Genomic DNA, 16,455 nt, shown 5'->3' with positions numbered 1-16,455 from the left:
GGACCTAAACTGCGGGGGCGGACCCCACGTGGTTGAATCGTTTTAATTCAGGTGAACGTGAGCAATTTACGGCGACCGCGGAGCGATGTCAAGTCACGGAACGAGCCGGTGGTACGTTTCACTGCAGAGTTCGCCGACGAGCAGGGGAGAGGCAGGGACGATGGCGGTGAGTGTCCGAGATGTCGCGGCGGCGGCATCCGTTTCGGTGGGCACCGTCTCGAACGTGCTGAACCGCCCCGACAAGGTGGCGCCCGCCACGGTCGCCCGCGTCACCGCGGCCATCGAGGAGCTCGGCTTCATCCGCAACGACGCCGCCCGGCAGTTGCGCGCCGGCCACAGCCGGTCGATCGGCCTCGTCGTGCTCGACGTGCGCAACCCGTTCTTCACCGACGTCGCGCGCGGCGCAGAGGACCGAGCCGCCGAAGACGGCATGACGATCCTGCTCGGCAACAGCGACGAGAACGCCGATCGCGAACGCGCCTACCTCGACCTCTTCGAGGAGCAGCGGGTCGCCGGCGTGCTCATCTCGCCGCTGGCCGACGACCTTCCGCGGCTGCAGCGCCTCCGCGACCGCGGCACGACGGTCGTGCTCGTCGACCGCGAGGTGCCCGACCAGAGCTTCTCCTCCGTCGCCGTCGACGACGTCGTCGGCGGGTCCCTCGCCGTGCGCCATCTCATCGGCGCAGGCCGGCGCCGCATCGCATTCGTCGGCGGGCCGGCGAGCATCCGCCAGGTCGCCGATCGGCTTGAGGGCGCGCGCCGGGCCGTCGCCGAGGCCGAGGGCGTCACGCTCGAGATCATCGCGACCGAGTCGCTCACCGTGCTCGCCGGGCGTGCCGCCGGTGCGGGCATCCGGGAGCGCGCGGCATCCGATCGCCCCGACGCGATCTTCGCCGCCAACGACCTGCTCGCGATGGGAGTGCTGCAGGCGCTCATGATGCAGGGCGGCATCGACGTGCCCGGCGAGATCGCGCTCATCGGCTACGACGACATCGACTTCGCATCGGCGGCGGTCGTGCCGCTCTCGTCGATCCGCCAGCCGGCGGCCCTCATCGGCTACACCGCGGTCGACCTCATGCTGAAGGAGGCCGGCGGCGAGTCCGCGCAGGAGCGAGTGGTGTTCCAGCCCGAGCTCGTCGTGCGCGAATCGACCGGCGGCTGAGCCGAGGGTCCCGGTCGGTCGCCGACACGTCACACGTCCGGAGTCTTCCTCGACACTGGGTAGTGTGGAAAAGGCCGCGCGCGACATGCACCACGTGGCATCCGTTCGACAGGAGGGCGCGCGTTGCCGAACCGCAGCACGATCGAAGACATCTACGCCGACACGTTGCGCCGCAACCCCGGCGAGGTCGAGTTCCACCAGGCCGTGCGCGAGGTCTTCGACTCGCTCGGGCGCGTGCTCGACAAGAACCCGAAGTACGTGCAGGCCTCGATCCTCGAGCGCATCTGCGAACCCGAGCGCCAGATCATCTTCCGGGTGCCGTGGGTCGACGACGCCGGCCAGGTGCGCATCAACCGCGGGTTCCGCGTGCAGTTCAACTCGGCGCTCGGCCCGTACAAGGGCGGGCTGCGGTTCCACCCGACCGTGCTGCTCGGCACCGTCAAGTTCCTCGGCTTCGAACAGGTCTTCAAGAACGCGCTCACGGGCATGCCCATCGGCGGCGGCAAGGGCGGCAGCGACTTCGACCCGAAGGGTCGCTCCGACGGCGAGATCATGCGCTTCTGCCAGTCGTTCATGACCGAGGCCTACCGCCACATCGGCGAGTACACGGATGTCCCGGCCGGCGACATCGGCGTCGGTGCGCGTGAGATCGGCTACCTGTTCGGCCAGTACAAGCGCATCACCAACCGCTACGAGTCGGGCGTGCTCACGGGCAAGGGCGTCACCTGGGGCGGCTCGCTCGTGCGCACCGAGGCGACGGGCTACGGCGCCGTCTACTTCACCGAGCACATGCTCGCCACTCGCGGCCGGTCGTTCGACGGCGCCCGCGTGCTCGTCTCGGGCTCGGGCAACGTCGCCGTCTACGCGATCGAGAAGGTGCAGGCGCTCGGCGGCATCGTCGTCGGCGCGTCCGACTCCTCGGGCGCGATCCACGACCCCGACGGCATCGACCTCGAGCTGCTCCGCGACATCAAGGAGCGTCGCCGCGAGCGCATCTCGGTCTACGCCGATGAGCGCGGCGGCCGGGCGAAGTTCCTGCCCGGGGCATCCGTCTGGGACATCGAGAGCGCCGAGCGCATCGACGTCGCCCTGCCGTGCGCGACGCAGAACGAGCTCTCCGAGGCGCAGGCCGTGAAGCTCGTCGCCGCGGGCGTCGTCGCGGTCGCCGAAGGCGCGAACATGCCGACGACGCCCGGCGCGATCCGCGTGCTGCGCGAGGCTGGCGTGCTCTTCGGCCCCGGCAAGGCCGCGAACGCCGGCGGCGTCGCGACCTCCGCGCTCGAGATGCAGCAGAACGCGTCGCGCGACTCGTGGGGCTTCGAGCACACCGAGGAGCGCCTGTCGGAGATCATGGCGGGCATCCACGAGCGCACCGCGGCGACCGCCGACGAGTACGGCGTGCCCGGCGACTACGTGGTCGGCGCGAACATCGCCGGATTCACGCGGGTCGCCGATGCGATGCTCGCCCTCGGCGTGATCTGACGCACCTCTTCACCGCTGCGCCGCGAGGTCGCGAAGTGACGAGAATCGACCGCCGGGCCGCAGACCAGCGACGATTCGCGTCACTTCACGGGCGTGTCGGTGCGGTGCGGCGGCTTCGGCAGCCTGATGGGCGAGGTGAGCGCCACCTCTTCGGAGAAGTCGGCGGGCACGAGGCGGTCGTTCGGCACACGCGGCACGAGCTCGCGGTCGCGGTCGTCGCCCGATCGACGTTCGTTCCCGGCCGTGCGCGAACGATCGGCCTCTCGATCCAGGCCGAACTCGCGTTCGATCTCGCGCTCGAGCTGGTCGACCTGCAGGGTCGGCACGGCCTGCGTGGTCACGGCCGCGATCGCAGCGGTCGGGGCATCCGAGAACCGCACGGCCGGTCGCCAGGCGTACTGCGGATGCCTCGTGAGCCGCATTCCCCGTGACACCACGAGCCAGCCGAGGCCGATGAGTGCGGCGACCATCGCGGCGACGGCCGCGAGCCCGAGCGCCCAGCGCGGACCCATGCCGTCGGCGACGGCGCCCACGATGGGAGCGCCGATGGGCGTGCCGCCCGCGAGGATCGCCATGTACAGCGCCATCACCCGGCCGCGCAGCTCGGGCTCGGTCGTGGTCTGCACGTAGCCGTTCGCGGTCGTGAGGATCGTCACGGCGCCGAGGCCGATGAGGATCGTCGAGGCGGCGAAGGTCCAGTAGCTGGGCATGAGCGCGGCGGTGAGCGTCGCGAAGCCGAGGAACGCGCAGGCGAGGATGACCACGCGGATGCGCGCGCGCTCGCGCCGAGCGGCGAGGAGCGCCCCGGTCAGCGAGCCGATCGCGAGGATCGACGAGAGGAGCCCGTACTCACCGGCGCCGCGGCCGAACTCGACGGCCATCGTCGAGGAGAAGATCGGGAAGTTCATGCCGAACGCCCCGATGAGGAAGACCATGACGAACACGACCACGAGGTCGGGCCGCCCCGCGACGTAGCGGAAGCCCGCGACGAACTGGCCCTTCGCACGAGGCGCTCGTGGGGAGCGCTTCAATTGCCGGCCCTTCAGCATCGCGAGCGCACCGAGCACCGCGAGGAAGGTGAACGCGTTGATGATGAAGACCCAGCCGGAGCCGACCAGCACGATGAGGAAGCCCGCGACGGCGGGGCCGATCATGCGGGCGGTGTTGAACGACGCCGAGTTCAGGGCGACCGCGTTCGACATGTCGGAGTTCGAGACGAGGTCGGAGACGAAGGTCTGCCGCGCCGGGTTGTCGATGGCGTTCACGAGGCCGAGCGCGAGGGCGAAGAGGTAGAGGTGCCAGAGTTCGGCGTGGCCGAAGACGAGCAGGAGGCCGAGGGCGAGGCCGAGCAGCATGAGCAGGGTCTGCGTGACCATGAGGATCTTGCGGCGGTCGAAGCGATCGGCGATGAGGCCGGTGATCGGCACGAGCAGCAGCTGCGGTGCGAACTGCAGGGCCATGGTGATGCCGACGGCGAAGGCGTCGTTGTCGGTGAGCTCGGTGAGCACCACCCAGTTCTGCGCGGTGGCCTGCATCCACGCGCCGACGTTGGAGACGAGGGCGCCGACGAACCAGATTCGATAGTTGCGGTGGGCGAGGGATCTGAACATTGCACTCACTGGTCGGTGAGCCTCCTGAGGATGGTCGTGGCCTCGGCGAGCGTCTCGCGTTCGGCGGGGGTGAGTGCGGCGAAGCGCTTGGCGAGCCAGGCGTCGCGGCGGCGGCGGGTCTCGAGCACCACGGTCTCGCCCGCGGCGGTGGCGGAGACGATGACCTTGCGTCCGTCATCGGGCGAGGTCGCCCGGGTGGCGTAGCCGGCGTCGACGAGGCAGTTCACCGTTCGGTTCATCGACGGCGCGGTGACCCGCTCGAGTTCGGCGAGCCGACCGATCGTGAGCGGACCCTCGGTCGAGATCCAGCCGAGGGTCGAGAACTGCGAGCCGCTGAGCTCGGTGTCGGTGCGCTCCTGCCTGAGTCGGCGGGAGAGGCGCATGATCGCGATGCGCAGTTCGGTGCTCTGCTCGGCGAGCGTGCGGCGCCGGCCGGCGGGTGCTCGCGTGGCCGCTGCAGGGGTCGATCGATCGGCCGAAGCAGGGCGCGCGACATCCGTCATATTGCTTAGTGTAACAAATTAGCCTTGCTAATGATTCCAGTGGCTCACATGCGCCGCGGCGCGGTGATGCCCAACAGGTCGAGGCCGCGCACGAGGACCGCCTCGGTCTGGCGGCAGAGTCGGAGGCGAGCGTCTCGCTGGGTCGGGGACGCCGTGAGGATCGGCACGGCGTCGTAGAACGCGGCGAACCGCTTCGCGACCTGGTGGAGCAGCGCGCAGAGCCGGTGCGGTTCGAAGGCCTCGCCCGCGGCCCGCGCGGTCGCGTCGAACTCGAGCAGCAGCAGGGCCAGCGCCCGCGCCTCGGGGGTGTCGAGGACGATCGTCGCGTTCGGGTCGTGGCCCGCCGCCCGAGGGTGCGAGAAGACGGCGCGCACCCGGGTCACCGCGTACTGCAGGTACGGACCCGTGTTGCCGACGGGGGCGAGCATCCGGTCGAGGTCGAACATGTATCCGGTGTCGTGCGGCACTGCGAGGTCGGCGTACTTGATCGCGCCGATCGCGACCGCGCGTGCCGCACGCTCGCGCTCGTCGTCGTCCTCGATCGCGTGCTCGCGATCGGTGGCCTCGGCCGCTCGCCGGTACGCCTCGTCGACGAGGCCGGCCAGGGTGAAGCCGTCGCCGCTCCGGGTGCGGAGCAGCTTGTTGTCCGCACCCACGACGTTGCCGATCCTGACGTGGACGGTCTCGGTCGACGACGGGAGCCAGCCGGCCTCGCGGGCGACCGCCCAGACCATCTCCAGGTGCGTCGCCTGCGGCTCGCCGATCACGTACACCGCCTGATCCGCGCGCAGCACGGCGGCGCGGTACCGGATGGTGGCGAGGTCGGTCGTCGCGTAGCCGTAGCCGCCGTCCCTCTTCCGGATGATCAGAGGGGCCGGAGCGCCGTCGCGTCCGATGAACCCCTCGGGGAAGGCGCACAGGGCGCCGTCGCTCACGCGGGCGAGCCCGAGGGCTTCGACGTCGGCGCAGATGCCGGCGAGTTCGTCGTTGTAGGAGCTCTCTCCGGCGAGGTCCTCGTCGGTCAGCGACACGTCGAGGCTGCCGTACACCTTCCGGAAGTAGGCCTTCGACGCGTCGACGAGCTCGGTCCACAGCGCGAGCGTCGGCGCATCGCCCGCCTGCAGGAGCACGACGCGGCGACGGGCCCGCTCGGCGAACGCGGGGGAGGCGTCGAACTTCGCGCGCGCAGCCCGGTAGAAGGCGTTGGGGTCCTCGGCCATCCGGTCGAGCTCCGCGCTCCCGCGCCCGAGATCGAGGGAGTGCTCGATGAGCATGCCGAACGGCGTGCCCCAATCGCCGATGTGGTTCTGGCGGATCACCGTGTGCCCGCTCCACTCCAGCATCCGCGCGAGCGCGTCGCCGACGACGGTCGTGCGCAGGTGGCCGACGTGCATCTCCTTCGCCACGTTCGGCGACGAGTAGTCGATCACGATGCGCCGGCCGGTCGCGTCGTGTCGCTCGGCGATCGAGAGGGAGGAGAGCTGCTCGGCGATCCAGTCGGTCGAGAGCTCGAGGTTCAGGTATCCGGGGCCGGCCGTCTCCGCGTGCGCGATCGGCCCGTCCGTGGGGATCCGATCGACGACCCGTTGAGCGAGATCCCGCGGACGCAGGCCGTGCACGGGGCCGAGCGAGAGTGCGGCGTTGCTCTGCAGGTCGGTGAACTGCGACGGCCGGATCACCGGGTCGACGCCGGCAGGGTCGAGACCGAGCACCTCGGCGATCGCGTGCGCCACGGTGCCGGCGACGGTCGTCGCCGGACTCTCGATGCGCGTCGTCACGACGCTGCGCGGAACCGGATCGGGAAGCGGATCGGGCCGGTGTTCCCCGAGACGGGCAGCCATTCGCCCGGCCCGTCGGCGGCGGCACCCGGCATGCGCCGCGCGAGCAGGGGGAGCGCGGCGCTCATGTCGGTGCGCGCGACGAAGTGGCCGATGCAGTGGTGCACGCCGCCGCCGAAGCCGGCGTGCAGCGGGCGGTCCTCGACCAGCAGGTCGAAGTCGGATGCCTCGCCCATGGCGCGCGGATCGGTGCCGATCGCGTGCGAGAGCACCTGCACGATGCCGCCCTTCGGCACCAGCAGGCCGTGCAGGTCGACGTCGTCGATCGCCTCGCGGGTGACCCAGGTCACGGTCGGGTTGACCCGCATCACCTCTTCGACCGCGCGACCGCCGAGCTCGGGACGGGCGGCGAGCAGGGCCCACTGGTCGGGGTGGGCGAGGAAGGTCTGCATCGCGAGCCCGAGCTGGTTGCGCGTCGTCTCCATGCCGGCGAAGGCGAGGAAGACCAGGGCGACGCTGAGCTCGCGCCGGCTCAGCGCGTCGTCGCTCTCGTGGGCCGTCAGGAGGGTGGTCACGAGGTCGTCGCGCGGGTTCGCCGCCCGGTCGGCGATGACCTCCTCGATGTACTCGGTGAGCCCCTCGAGCGCGGCCTCGATGCGCGGCAGGTCGCTCTTCACGTTGACGCCGAACGACTTGCCGAGGTCGTCGGCCCAGTGCGCGACCTGCGGCCACTGCTCGTCGGGCAGGCCGAGCAGCAGGCAGAAGATGCGCGAGGCGTACGGCTCGGCGAACTCCGAGACGAACTCGACCCGGCCGCGCGGGGCGAAGGCGTCGATGAGCTCGTTCGCAAGGGCCTGGAACTGCGGCCGCATCGCCTCGATCGTCCGGCTCCGGAACGCCGGGCCGAGCAGGCGCCGCAGGCGCAGGTTGTCGTCGCCCTCGATGCTCAGCAGGGTCTCGCCCCACCACTGCTGCCATGGCCCGTCGTGGATGCCGTTCTGCGCCGGCCAGCGCGCGTTGCCCTGCTGGAATCGGCGGTCCTTCAAGACGGCCGTGCCCTCCTCGTAGCGGAGGATCGCCCATCCGTAGGGCGTCTCGGCGTACCAGCCCGCGTCGCGGGCTTCGAGCACCGGCTCCGACGTGACGTCGAAGGCGGGGTCGGCGAGGTCGAGGTGCTGAACGGCATCGGTCACAGGCCCGAGCCTAGTCAGCGGGGGTTCATCGACCATCGGCGTCGACGGCCTGCCATGATGTCGGCATGGCGACCTTCACCGACGAGCACGGGGTCAGGATCCACTACGAGTCGTGGCGGGTGCCCGACGCGACCGCGGTGATCCAGCTCGCCCACGGAGTCGGCGAGCACATCGGCAGGTACACCGAGCTCATCGAGGCGCTGAACGCGGCCGGCTACTCGGTCTGGGCCGACGACCATCGCGGTCACGGGCAGACCGGCTTCGAGCAGCACGGGGGCGACCTGACGCGCATGGGCCGCCTCGGCCCCGGCGGACTCCGGGCGACGATCGATGCGGTCGAGCGGTTCACGGACGTCATCCGCGAGGCCGAGGGCTCCGAGCTGCCGCTCGTGCTGCTCGGTCACTCGTGGGGCTCGCTCATGTCGCAGATCATCGTGAACCGCAGCGCCGAGAAGTACGACGGCGTCGTGCTCACCGGAACGGCGTACCGCACGCTCTTCGACATGAACGGCGGCGACCTGAACGCCCGCCACAAGCACCTCGGCCCGACTCCCGTCGAGTGGCTGAGCCGCGACCCCGCGGTCGCCCCGGCCTTCATGACGGACCCGTACACGACCGACGTCCCGCTGCGGAAGCTCTTCGGCACGATCGACTCGCTGCGCCTGCTCGGCCGCCCGGCCCGGCACCTGCCCGCCGATCTGCCGCTGCTCATCATGGTCGGCTCCGACGACTCGCTCGGCGGCGAACTGAGCGCAGTGAAGCTCGCGAACGCCTACGTGCACCGCTCGGGTCTCGTCGACGTCGAGCTCATCGTCTACGAGGGCGCGCGGCACGAGGTCTTCAACGAGACGAACCGCGCCGAGGTGCGCGCCGACCTCATCGGATGGCTCGACGAGCGGTTCGCGACGGACTGATGGGCGGCTAGATCGCGGCGCGCCCCGGCGGCACGTCGAAGCCGAGCAGCCTGATGCGCGGATGGCTCGTGAGCTGCGATTCCGTCGCCCACGGGTAGACGATCGTGGTGATGCTGCAATTGCCGAGCACCGGCAGCAGGTCGCGGTAGCCGTCGGGATCCATGCCGGCGAGCTCGCAGAAGAGCAGTCTGATGAGCGTCGCGTGCGCCACGATGAGCACGCGGCCGTCGGGGAACTCCTCGACGAGGTCGTCGAAGACCGGCAGCGCGCGGGCGATGCCGTCGCGGCCGCGCTCGCCGCCCGGGAACGGGTTCGAGGCGGGCGCGCGGCAGAACGCCGCCCATTCCTCGGGGAACCGCTCGGCGAGTTCGTCGGGCGTGAGCCCTTCGCCGTCGCCGAAGTCGATCTCCACGAGGCGGTCGTCGATGCGCAGGTCGAGGCCGGTCGTCTCGACGGATGGCGCGGCCGAACGCCGAGCGCGGGAGAGCGGTGACGCGACGATCGCGTCGAGCTGCGCGTCGACCGCCCAGGCGCCGAGCGCCGCGGCCTGGCCGAGACCGTGGCGCGTCAGCGGGACATCCGAATTGCCGGCGTAGCGGTGGTCGGCGTGCCACGTCGTCTCGCCGTGGCGTGCCAGGTAGAACGTCGTCATCTCGGGCCCCCTGCCGTTCACTCGATCGTAGGCTGACGCGGCGTCGCCCGGCATCCGTAGGCTGTACCGCATGCACGGTGAATACAAGGTGCCCGGTGGCAAGCTCGTGGTCGTCGATTTCGAGGTGCGCGACGGGGTGATCGTGAATCCGCGCGTCGCGGGCGACTTCTTCCTCGAACCCGACGAGGCGCTGGGCGACATCGACGCGGCGCTCGACGGGCTCTCCGCGGCATCCGATGCCAAGCAGATCGCCGCGGCGATCACCGCGGGCCTCCGCCACGACGCCGTCATGCTCGGCTTCTCGGCCGAGGCGATCGCGGTCGCCGTGCGGCGCGCGATGACGGATGCCACGAGCTGGGCCGACTACGAATGGGAGATCGTGCACGACGCGGCGGTGCCGCCGCGCACGCACCTCGCCCTCGACGAGGTGCTCGCGACCCGCGTCGGCGAGGGCCGGCGCAAGCCCACGCTGCGCTTCTGGGAGTGGGACGAGTCGGCCGTCGTCATCGGCAGCTTCCAATCGGTCAAGAACGAGGTCGACCCCGAGGGCGCCGAGAAGTACGGCTTCGACGTCGTGCGCCGCATCTCGGGCGGCGGCGCGATGATGATGGAGCGCGGCAACGTCGTGACGTACTCGCTCTACGTGCCGGGCGAGCTCGTGCAGGGCATGAGCTTCGCCGACTCCTACGCGTTCCTCGACGACTGGGTGCTCCAGGGCCTGCGTGCGATCGGCATCGAGGCGACGTACCAGCCGCTCAACGACATCGCGAGCCCGCTCGGCAAGATCGGCGGCGCCGCCCAGAAGCGACTCGGCTCGGGCGGCGTGCTGCATCACGTCACGATGTCGTACGACCTCGACAACGAGAAGATGCTCGAGGTGCTGCGCATCGGCCGCGAGAAGATCAGCGACAAGGGCATCGCCTCCGCCGCGAAGCGCGTCGACCCGCTGCGTTCGCAGACCGGGCTGTCTCGTGCCGCCGTCATCGAGAGCCTCAAGCAGACCTTCACCTCGCTCTACGGTGCGACCCCCGGAACGGTGAGCGCCGACGAGCTCGCAGAGGCCGAGGCGCTCGTCGAGTCGAAGTTCTCGACACGGGAGTGGCTCTACCGGGTGCCCTGACGCGTGCGAGGAAGGCTCAGCGAACCCGGTTAGACTCGCCGGGTGGAGTGGTGGATCTGGGTCGGCATCGCCGCGCTCGCCGGCGCCTTCGTGGCGTTCGCCGTGCGGCGCGGCTGGATCGACCTCTCCGACAAGACCAAGCGCGGCGGCGGTGGCGGCGGCGTCATGATGATCGGCGACGAGGTCTTCGCGCCGCGCAAGCACGAGGCGCAGGTCGAGCTCGATCGCCAGAGCCGCCTGCCGGTTCCCTCGCCGATTCCGGGTGACGGCGACAAGGGCATCGCCTTCGCCGACGACGGCACCGATTCCTCGCGGCCCGTGCCGGCACGCGCCGATCGCTTCCGCGGCACGATCCGCCTCGACGTCGAACGCGACTGAGCTGCACTCCGAGAACAGGAATCAGGCGCTGACACGCCGCTGGGACTCCTGTGTTCGAGGCAGTCGAGCCGTGCCGGCCTGTGTTCGCGACACGTGGCCCGGCGTGCGAACTGACAGACTCGTCGGGTGAGCTTCGACGAACCCGACCGCATCATCCATGCGGACAACCTCGCCGTGCTGCCGACCTTCCCCGACGGCCGGTTCACGCTCATCTACCTCGACCCGCCGTTCAACACGGGTCGTGCGCAGTCGCGGCAGTCGACCCGCCATGTGCGCGTCATGCCGACGGATGACCCCGACGCCGCGGGTGCGGCCGACTCAGTCGGCACCATCACCGGGTTCGCCGGCAAGCGCTACGAGCGCATCCGCGGCGACCTGCTGCGCTACGACGATCGCTTCGACGACTACTGGGGCTTCCTCGAGCCGCGGCTCATCGAGGCGTGGCGGCTGCTCGCCGACGACGGCACCCTCTACCTGCACCTCGACTACCGCGAGGCGCACTACGCGAAGGTGCTGCTCGATGCGCTCTTCGGTCGCGAGAGCTTCCTCAACGAGCTGATCTGGGCCTACGACTACGGCGCCAAGGCGAAGCGCAAGTGGCCGACGAAGCACGACACGATCCTCGTGTACGTGAAGAACCCGTCGGCGTACTGGTTCGATTCGAGCGCCGTCGATCGCGAGCCGTACATGGCCCCGGGGCTCGTGACGCCCGAGAAGGCCGAGCTCGGCAAGCTGCCGACCGACGTGTGGTGGCACACGATCGTCTCGCCGACGGGCCGCGAGAAGACCGGCTACCCCACGCAGAAGCCCGAGGGCATCCTCCGGCGCATCGTGCAGGCCTCGACCCGCGAGGGCGACTGGGTGCTCGACTTCTTCGCCGGCTCGGGAACGACCGGTGCGGTCGCGGCGACCCTCGGCCGGCGCTTCGTGCTCGTCGACGAGAATCCCGAGGCGATCGCCGTCATGAAGGGCCGGTTCACGGATGTCGCGGGGGTCGTGTTCGAGCAGGGGCCGACTGCCGCCTGACCGGCCGCCTGACCGACGGCCTGACCGACGGCCTGACCGACGTCGCGCCCGACGTCGTCGGAGGGATGGTGCTCGGCGGACTCAGCCCGACTGCCGCACCACGAGCTCGGTGGGCAGGATCGTCGCGGACTCGACGTCTTCGCCGGCGATGAGCCGCACGAGCTTGCGCGCCATCTCGGCGCCCATCTCGGAGGAGGGCTGCCGCACGGTCGTGAGCGGCGGCATCGCGGTGGCGGCGTAGCGGTCGTCGTCGAAGCCGACGACGGCGACGTCGCCCGGCACCGAGCGCCCGGCGTCCGCGAGCGCCGAGAGGGCGCCCATGGCCATCTGGTCGTTGGCGGCGAACACGCCGTCGATCTCGGGCGCCTGCTCGAGCAGCCGGCGCATCGCGGCAGCACCCGAGGCGGCCGTGAAGTCGCCGAAGTCGACGAGGTCGTCGGCGAGCCCGGCGCGCGCGACCACCGCGGTGAATCCGTGCAGGCGATCGACCCCGGGCGGCATGTCCTGCGGCCCGGCGATGGTGGCGAGACGGGTTCGTCCGGCGTCGACGAGATGCTGCGCCGCAGCGGCCGCGCCGTGCTCGTTGTCGACGTCGACGGTGTACCCGCTCGACTCCTCGGGGTCGAGCGGGCGCCCGCCGAACACGAGGGGCAACGATCGCGACAGGTGCGCGAAGGAGTGGTCGCCCGTGTGGTGCGAGACGACGAGCGCACCGTCGACGTTGCCCCCGAGCAGGTAGCGCCGGGTCTTGTCGGGGTCGAGCTCCGACTCGATGAGCATGTTCAGCGTGTACTCGGTGCCGGCCAGCGCCAGCGCGGCGCCCTGCACGATCGAGGCGAAGAACGGGTCGTCGAAGACGCGTGCCGCCGACTCGGGCACGATGAGGGCGATCGCCTGGGTGCGCCGGCTCGCGAGCGAGCGCGCGGCTCGGTTCGGCACGTAGTTCAGGGCGGTGATCGCCGCCTGAACCGCCTCGGTGACCTCGGGGCTCACCTTCGGTGAACCGTTGACGACTCGGGAGACCGTGGCGCGCGAGACGCCGGCGCGAGCCGCCACCATCTCGAGGGTCGGCGCGTGGCCGGCCGGAATGCTCCCCGTCATCGTGGGCCCCTTCCAGTGCTCCGGTTCACCCCACGATAGTCGTCGCCGCGAGTCGCCTCTTCGACTGCGCGATCAATGCCGCGAATGCGTGCGCGCTGTCCTTCGGCGTGCGCTCGAACGTGTCGTAGTCGACTCGCACGATGCCGAACCGCTTCTCGTACCCCCAGGCCCACTCGAAGTTGTCGAGCAGCGACCAGACGAAGTACCCGCGCACATCGGCGCCCTGCTCGATCGCCTCCGCGATGGCGTCGACGTGGTCGAGCACGTATCCGGTGCGCTCGACGTCGTGCACGGCGCCGTCGTCCGACACGTCGTCGTCGTAGGCGGCGCCGTTCTCCGTCACGTACAGCGGGGGCAGATTCGGGTATTCCGCCCCCAGCCGTACGAGCAGGCGGGTGAGACCCGCGGGGTTGACCTCCCAGTCCATCGCCGTGCGAGGCAGCCCCCGGGACGGCATCGAGACGTGCTCGCTGCCCGGGAACGGCGAACGGCCGGGGCGGTCGGTCGGGCGCAGCGACGGCGCGGCGCCGGCGGGCAGCGGATGCCCCGACACGTTGTCGTCGTGGTAGTGGTTCACGCCGAGGAAGTCGATCGGCTGCGCGATCTGCTCGAGGTCGCCGGGCAGCACCCGCGAGTCGAGGCCGAATTCGCGCACGTCGGCGAGCAGGTCGCTCGGGTACGAGCCGAGCAGCAGGGGCTCGAGGTACATCCGGTTCCACAGAGCGTCGATGCGCCGGGCGGCCTCGAGGTCGACGGGGTCGGCCGGATCGTTCGGCACCGCGTTCGTGAGGTTCAGCGTGATGCCGAGCCGGATGTCGCGCCCCGATGCATCCGCGAGGCCCCTGAGCCGCTCGACCGCGAGACCGTGTGCGAGGTGCTGGTGGTGCACGGCGGCCAGGCCCGCCTCGGGGTCGTTCAGGCCGGGGGCGTGCTCGCCGCCGACGTAGCCGATGAGCGACGAGCAGAGCGGTTCGTTGAACGTCGTCCAGTGCGTGACCCGGTCGCCGAGCGCCGCGTACACGGCGTCGGCGTACTCGGCGAACCGGAAGGCGGTGTCGCGATTCGCCCAGCCGCCCTGCTCCTGCAGCGCTTGCGGCAGGTCCCAGTGGTACAGCGTGAGCCACGGCAGGATCCCGGCGCCGAGCAGTTCGTCGACGAGTCGCGAGTAGAAGTCGAGTCCCTCGCGATTGACGGTGCGGCCGCCGGGCACGACCCGTGCCCAGCTCGTCGAGAACCGGTAGGAGTCGAGGCCCAGCGAGCGCATGAGCGCGACGTCCTCCGGCATGCGGTGGTAGTGGTCGACCGCGCGATCGGGGGTGTCGCCGCCGGCGACCGCCCCTGGCACGCGAGCGAACGCGTCCCAGATGGAGTCCTCCTTGCCGCCCTCGTGCGCGGCGCCCTCGATCTGCGCTGCGGCGGTCGCCGAGCCCCAGATGAAGTCGGCCGGCCAGTTCCGTCGGAACGACGCGTGATTCACGTTCAACCCTTCACAGCTCCTTGCATGATTCCCGAGATGAGTTGCTTGCCCGCGATGACGAACAGCACGAGCAGGGGGATGGTGGCCAGCACCGCTCCGGTGAGCACGATCGAGTAGTCGACGTAGTAGCCCGACTGCAGCTGGCTGAGGGCCGTCTGCAGGGTGGGGTTCGCGGGGCTCAGCACGATGAGCGGCCACAGGTAGTCGGTCCACGCCATCATGAAGGTGAAGAGGCCGAGGATCGCCATCGCCGGGCGCGCGGCGGGCAGCGCCACGTTCAGGAAGGTGCGGATCTGGTTCGCGCCGTCGACGCGTGCGGCCTCGATGAGCTCGTCGGGGATGACGTCGACGAGGTACTGGCGCATGAAGAATACGCCGAACGCGGTCACGAGGGTCGGCACGATGACGGCGCCGATGGTGCCCGTCCAGCCGAGCTCGCGCATCACCATGAAGAGCGGGATGATGCCGAGCTGCGTGGGGATCGCCATGGTCGCGATGACGAAGACCATGAGCCCGTCGCGGCCGCGGAACCGGAGCTTGGCGAACGCGTAGCCCGCCAGGGTCGAGAACGTCACGACCGAGAGCGTGATGATCGCCGAGATGACGATCGAGTTGCCGAGGGCGAGCCAGAACGGGATCGCGTCGAGCACCTTGGCCGCGTTCGTGAAGAAGTTGCCGCCCGGAAGGAGGGGGAGCGTCTCGCCGCGGGTGGCGTTCGTGCCGCTGCCGACGACGACCGACCACCAGAGCGGGTAGGCGCCGCCGATGATGAACGCCGCGAGCAGGCCGTAGGTGAGGAAGCCCGGTCGGCTGCCGATGCCGGCGGTGCCCATCGTGCGTCGGGGCCGGCGGCCGGGGGAGCCGCTGCCGTCGTCGGAGCGGGGTCGCGCCGGTCGATCGGGCTCGACGTCGTCGATGATCACGGCCGGGATGGGCTCGGGGGTCAGGGTGCTCATGCCGCTCCTCCTCGGGTGGCGCGCTCTCGTGCGCGGCGGGTGCGGCGGGCGGGTCTGTCGCCGCCGGTCGCGATGCGCCGGGAGATCAGGAAGTTGATGAGGCCGACACCGACGATGAGCAGGAACAGCAGCCACGCCACGGCGGCCGCTTCGCCGAAGTCGCGTCGGAAGAACGCGAGCTCCCACATGAAGAGCACGGTGGTCTGGAACTGGCGGTCGCTGCCGCCGATGCCGCCCGCGGTCGACACGTCGAAGAGCCGGGGCTCGGCGAAGATCTGCAGGCCGCCGATGGTCGCGGTGATGATGACGAAGATGAGCGTCGGGCGGATCGAGGGGATCGTGATGGAGAAGAAGCGGCGCACGGCTCCGGCGCCGTCGATCGCGGCGGACTCGTAGAGGTCGCGCGGCACCGACTGCATGGCCGCGAGCAGGATGAGGGCGTTGTAGCCGGTCCAGCGGAAGTTCACCATGGTGGCGATCGCGATGTGGCTGAGGAAGGTGTCGTGCTTCCACTGCTGATCGGGGACGCCGAAGACGTTGAGGATGTTGTTCACGAGGCCGTCGGCCTCGTTGAACGCGCTCGAGAAGATGATCGCGACGGCGACCGGGGTCACGATGTAGGGCAGCAGCACGCTCATGCGCCAGAAGGTCGGGGCGCGCAGGCCCTGGTCGAGCAGGTAGGCGACGACGAGCGCGATGACGAGCTGCGGGATCGACGACAGCAGGAAGATGCTGATGGTGTTGCCGATCGAGTTCCAGAACATGGAGTCGCCGAGGATCTCGACGAAGTTGTCGAAGCCGACGTACGCGCCCTGGCCCTTCAGGAGGTCCCACTCGTGCATCGAGACGACGAGCGTGTAGCCGAGCGGGAAGAGGCCGACGAGGGCGAAGAGGATGAAGAAGGGCGAGACGTAGAAGTACGGGCTCGCCTTGACGTCGAAGCGCGACAGGCGCTGGCGGAAGGTCAGTGCACCGGATGCCGCGGCTCGGCGCTCCGGGACGGCGGTCCCGTTCTCGGGGGGCCGGATGGTCGTGGTCATGCGTGTGTCCAGTCGTGGAAGGTGAGGGGGGAGGTGGAGGGCCCTCGGGCGGTGCGCCCGCTG

The 16,455-nt window shown here is 70.3% G+C and carries 15 protein-coding genes; 6 read left to right on the top strand and 9 right to left on the bottom strand.

The window, feature by feature from the left end:
* The first annotated feature begins 160 nt into the window (after positions 1-160).
* Both ACFTQE_RS04415 and gdhA read left to right on the top strand, forming a co-directional pair.
* A complete protein-coding gene (locus ACFTQE_RS04415; RefSeq protein WP_376923922.1) occupies positions 161-1,162 on the top strand; it encodes a LacI family DNA-binding transcriptional regulator in 1,002 nt (333 codons plus the stop codon).
* Positions 1,163-1,285: 123 nt separating this feature from the next.
* Positions 1,286-2,644: an NADP-specific glutamate dehydrogenase gene (gene gdhA, locus ACFTQE_RS04410; protein WP_376923921.1), complete on the top strand. Its 1,359-nt coding sequence runs from the start codon at positions 1,286-1,288 to the stop codon at positions 2,642-2,644.
* Between the two features lie 80 nt (positions 2,645-2,724).
* Here the strand turns inward: gdhA and ACFTQE_RS04405 are convergent, their stop codons facing one another.
* From ACFTQE_RS04405 to ACFTQE_RS04390, 4 genes are read right to left on the bottom strand one after another with little or no spacing between them, the layout of a single operon-like run.
* The gene (locus ACFTQE_RS04405) at positions 2,725-4,254 is read right to left on the bottom strand and encodes an MFS transporter (protein WP_376923920.1); all 1,530 of its coding nucleotides are present in this window, start codon (positions 4,252-4,254) and stop codon (positions 2,725-2,727) included.
* Between the two features lie 5 nt (positions 4,255-4,259).
* Positions 4,260-4,757 carry a MarR family winged helix-turn-helix transcriptional regulator gene (locus ACFTQE_RS04400; RefSeq protein ID WP_376923919.1) on the bottom strand — a complete coding sequence of 166 codons (498 nt, stop codon included), beginning with the start codon at positions 4,755-4,757 and terminating at the stop codon, positions 4,260-4,262.
* 44 nt (positions 4,758-4,801) lie between these two features.
* Entirely contained in the window at positions 4,802-6,535 is a 1,734-nt protein-coding gene (argS, locus tag ACFTQE_RS04395; protein ID WP_376923918.1) for an arginine--tRNA ligase, read from the bottom strand.
* Positions 6,532-7,728: a cytochrome P450 gene (locus ACFTQE_RS04390; protein WP_376923917.1), complete on the bottom strand. Its 1,197-nt coding sequence runs from the start codon at positions 7,726-7,728 to the stop codon at positions 6,532-6,534. Before ACFTQE_RS04390 ends, argS begins: the two co-directional genes overlap by 4 nt.
* 65 nt (positions 7,729-7,793) lie before the next feature.
* On the opposite strand from ACFTQE_RS04390, the gene ACFTQE_RS04385 reads away from it, so the two are divergent.
* Positions 7,794-8,642: an alpha/beta hydrolase gene (locus ACFTQE_RS04385; protein WP_376923916.1), complete on the top strand. Its 849-nt coding sequence runs from the start codon at positions 7,794-7,796 to the stop codon at positions 8,640-8,642.
* Between the two features lie 7 nt (positions 8,643-8,649).
* On the opposite strand, the gene ACFTQE_RS04380 is transcribed toward ACFTQE_RS04385, so the two are convergent.
* Complete coding sequence (locus ACFTQE_RS04380; RefSeq protein ID WP_376923915.1) at positions 8,650-9,294, bottom strand: histidine phosphatase family protein; 645 nt, start codon at positions 9,292-9,294, stop codon at positions 8,650-8,652.
* Positions 9,295-9,364: 70 nt separating this feature from the next.
* On the opposite strand from ACFTQE_RS04380, the gene ACFTQE_RS04375 reads away from it, so the two are divergent.
* The 3 genes from ACFTQE_RS04375 (at position 9,365) to ACFTQE_RS04365 (ending at position 11,818) form a co-directional block, all read left to right on the top strand.
* Positions 9,365-10,414 carry a biotin/lipoate A/B protein ligase family protein gene (locus ACFTQE_RS04375; protein WP_376923914.1) on the top strand — a complete coding sequence of 350 codons (1,050 nt, stop codon included), beginning with the start codon at positions 9,365-9,367 and terminating at the stop codon, positions 10,412-10,414.
* 42 nt (positions 10,415-10,456) lie between these two features.
* Positions 10,457-10,792, top strand: coding sequence for a hypothetical protein (locus tag ACFTQE_RS04370; RefSeq protein WP_376923913.1), 336 nt, complete (start codon positions 10,457-10,459; stop codon positions 10,790-10,792).
* Positions 10,793-10,918: 126 nt separating this feature from the next.
* Entirely contained in the window at positions 10,919-11,818 is a 900-nt protein-coding gene (locus tag ACFTQE_RS04365) for a DNA-methyltransferase (protein WP_376923912.1), read from the top strand.
* 81 nt (positions 11,819-11,899) lie between these two features.
* On the opposite strand, the gene ACFTQE_RS04360 is transcribed toward ACFTQE_RS04365, so the two are convergent.
* The 4 genes from ACFTQE_RS04360 to ACFTQE_RS04345 form a co-directional block, all read right to left on the bottom strand.
* Positions 11,900-12,919 carry a LacI family DNA-binding transcriptional regulator gene (locus ACFTQE_RS04360; protein ID WP_376923911.1) on the bottom strand — a complete coding sequence of 340 codons (1,020 nt, stop codon included), beginning with the start codon at positions 12,917-12,919 and terminating at the stop codon, positions 11,900-11,902.
* Between the two features lie 25 nt (positions 12,920-12,944).
* Entirely contained in the window at positions 12,945-14,396 is a 1,452-nt protein-coding gene (locus ACFTQE_RS04355) for a glycoside hydrolase family 1 protein (RefSeq protein ID WP_376923910.1), read from the bottom strand.
* 2 nt (positions 14,397-14,398) lie between these two features.
* Positions 14,399-15,229, bottom strand: a complete 831-nt coding sequence (locus ACFTQE_RS04350; RefSeq protein WP_376923963.1) for a carbohydrate ABC transporter permease — start codon at positions 15,227-15,229, stop codon at positions 14,399-14,401.
* 119 nt (positions 15,230-15,348) lie between these two features.
* The gene (locus ACFTQE_RS04345) at positions 15,349-16,392 is read right to left on the bottom strand and encodes a carbohydrate ABC transporter permease (protein ID WP_376923909.1); all 1,044 of its coding nucleotides are present in this window, start codon (positions 16,390-16,392) and stop codon (positions 15,349-15,351) included.
* Positions 16,393-16,455 lie beyond the last annotated feature (63 nt).

This window comes from Agromyces sp. NPDC056965 (genome assembly GCF_042673425.1).
Classification (GTDB): domain Bacteria; phylum Actinomycetota; class Actinomycetes; order Actinomycetales; family Microbacteriaceae; genus Agromyces.
The sequence above is the reverse complement of the archived record's forward strand: the minus strand, read 5'-3'. Positions and strand labels throughout refer to the sequence as shown.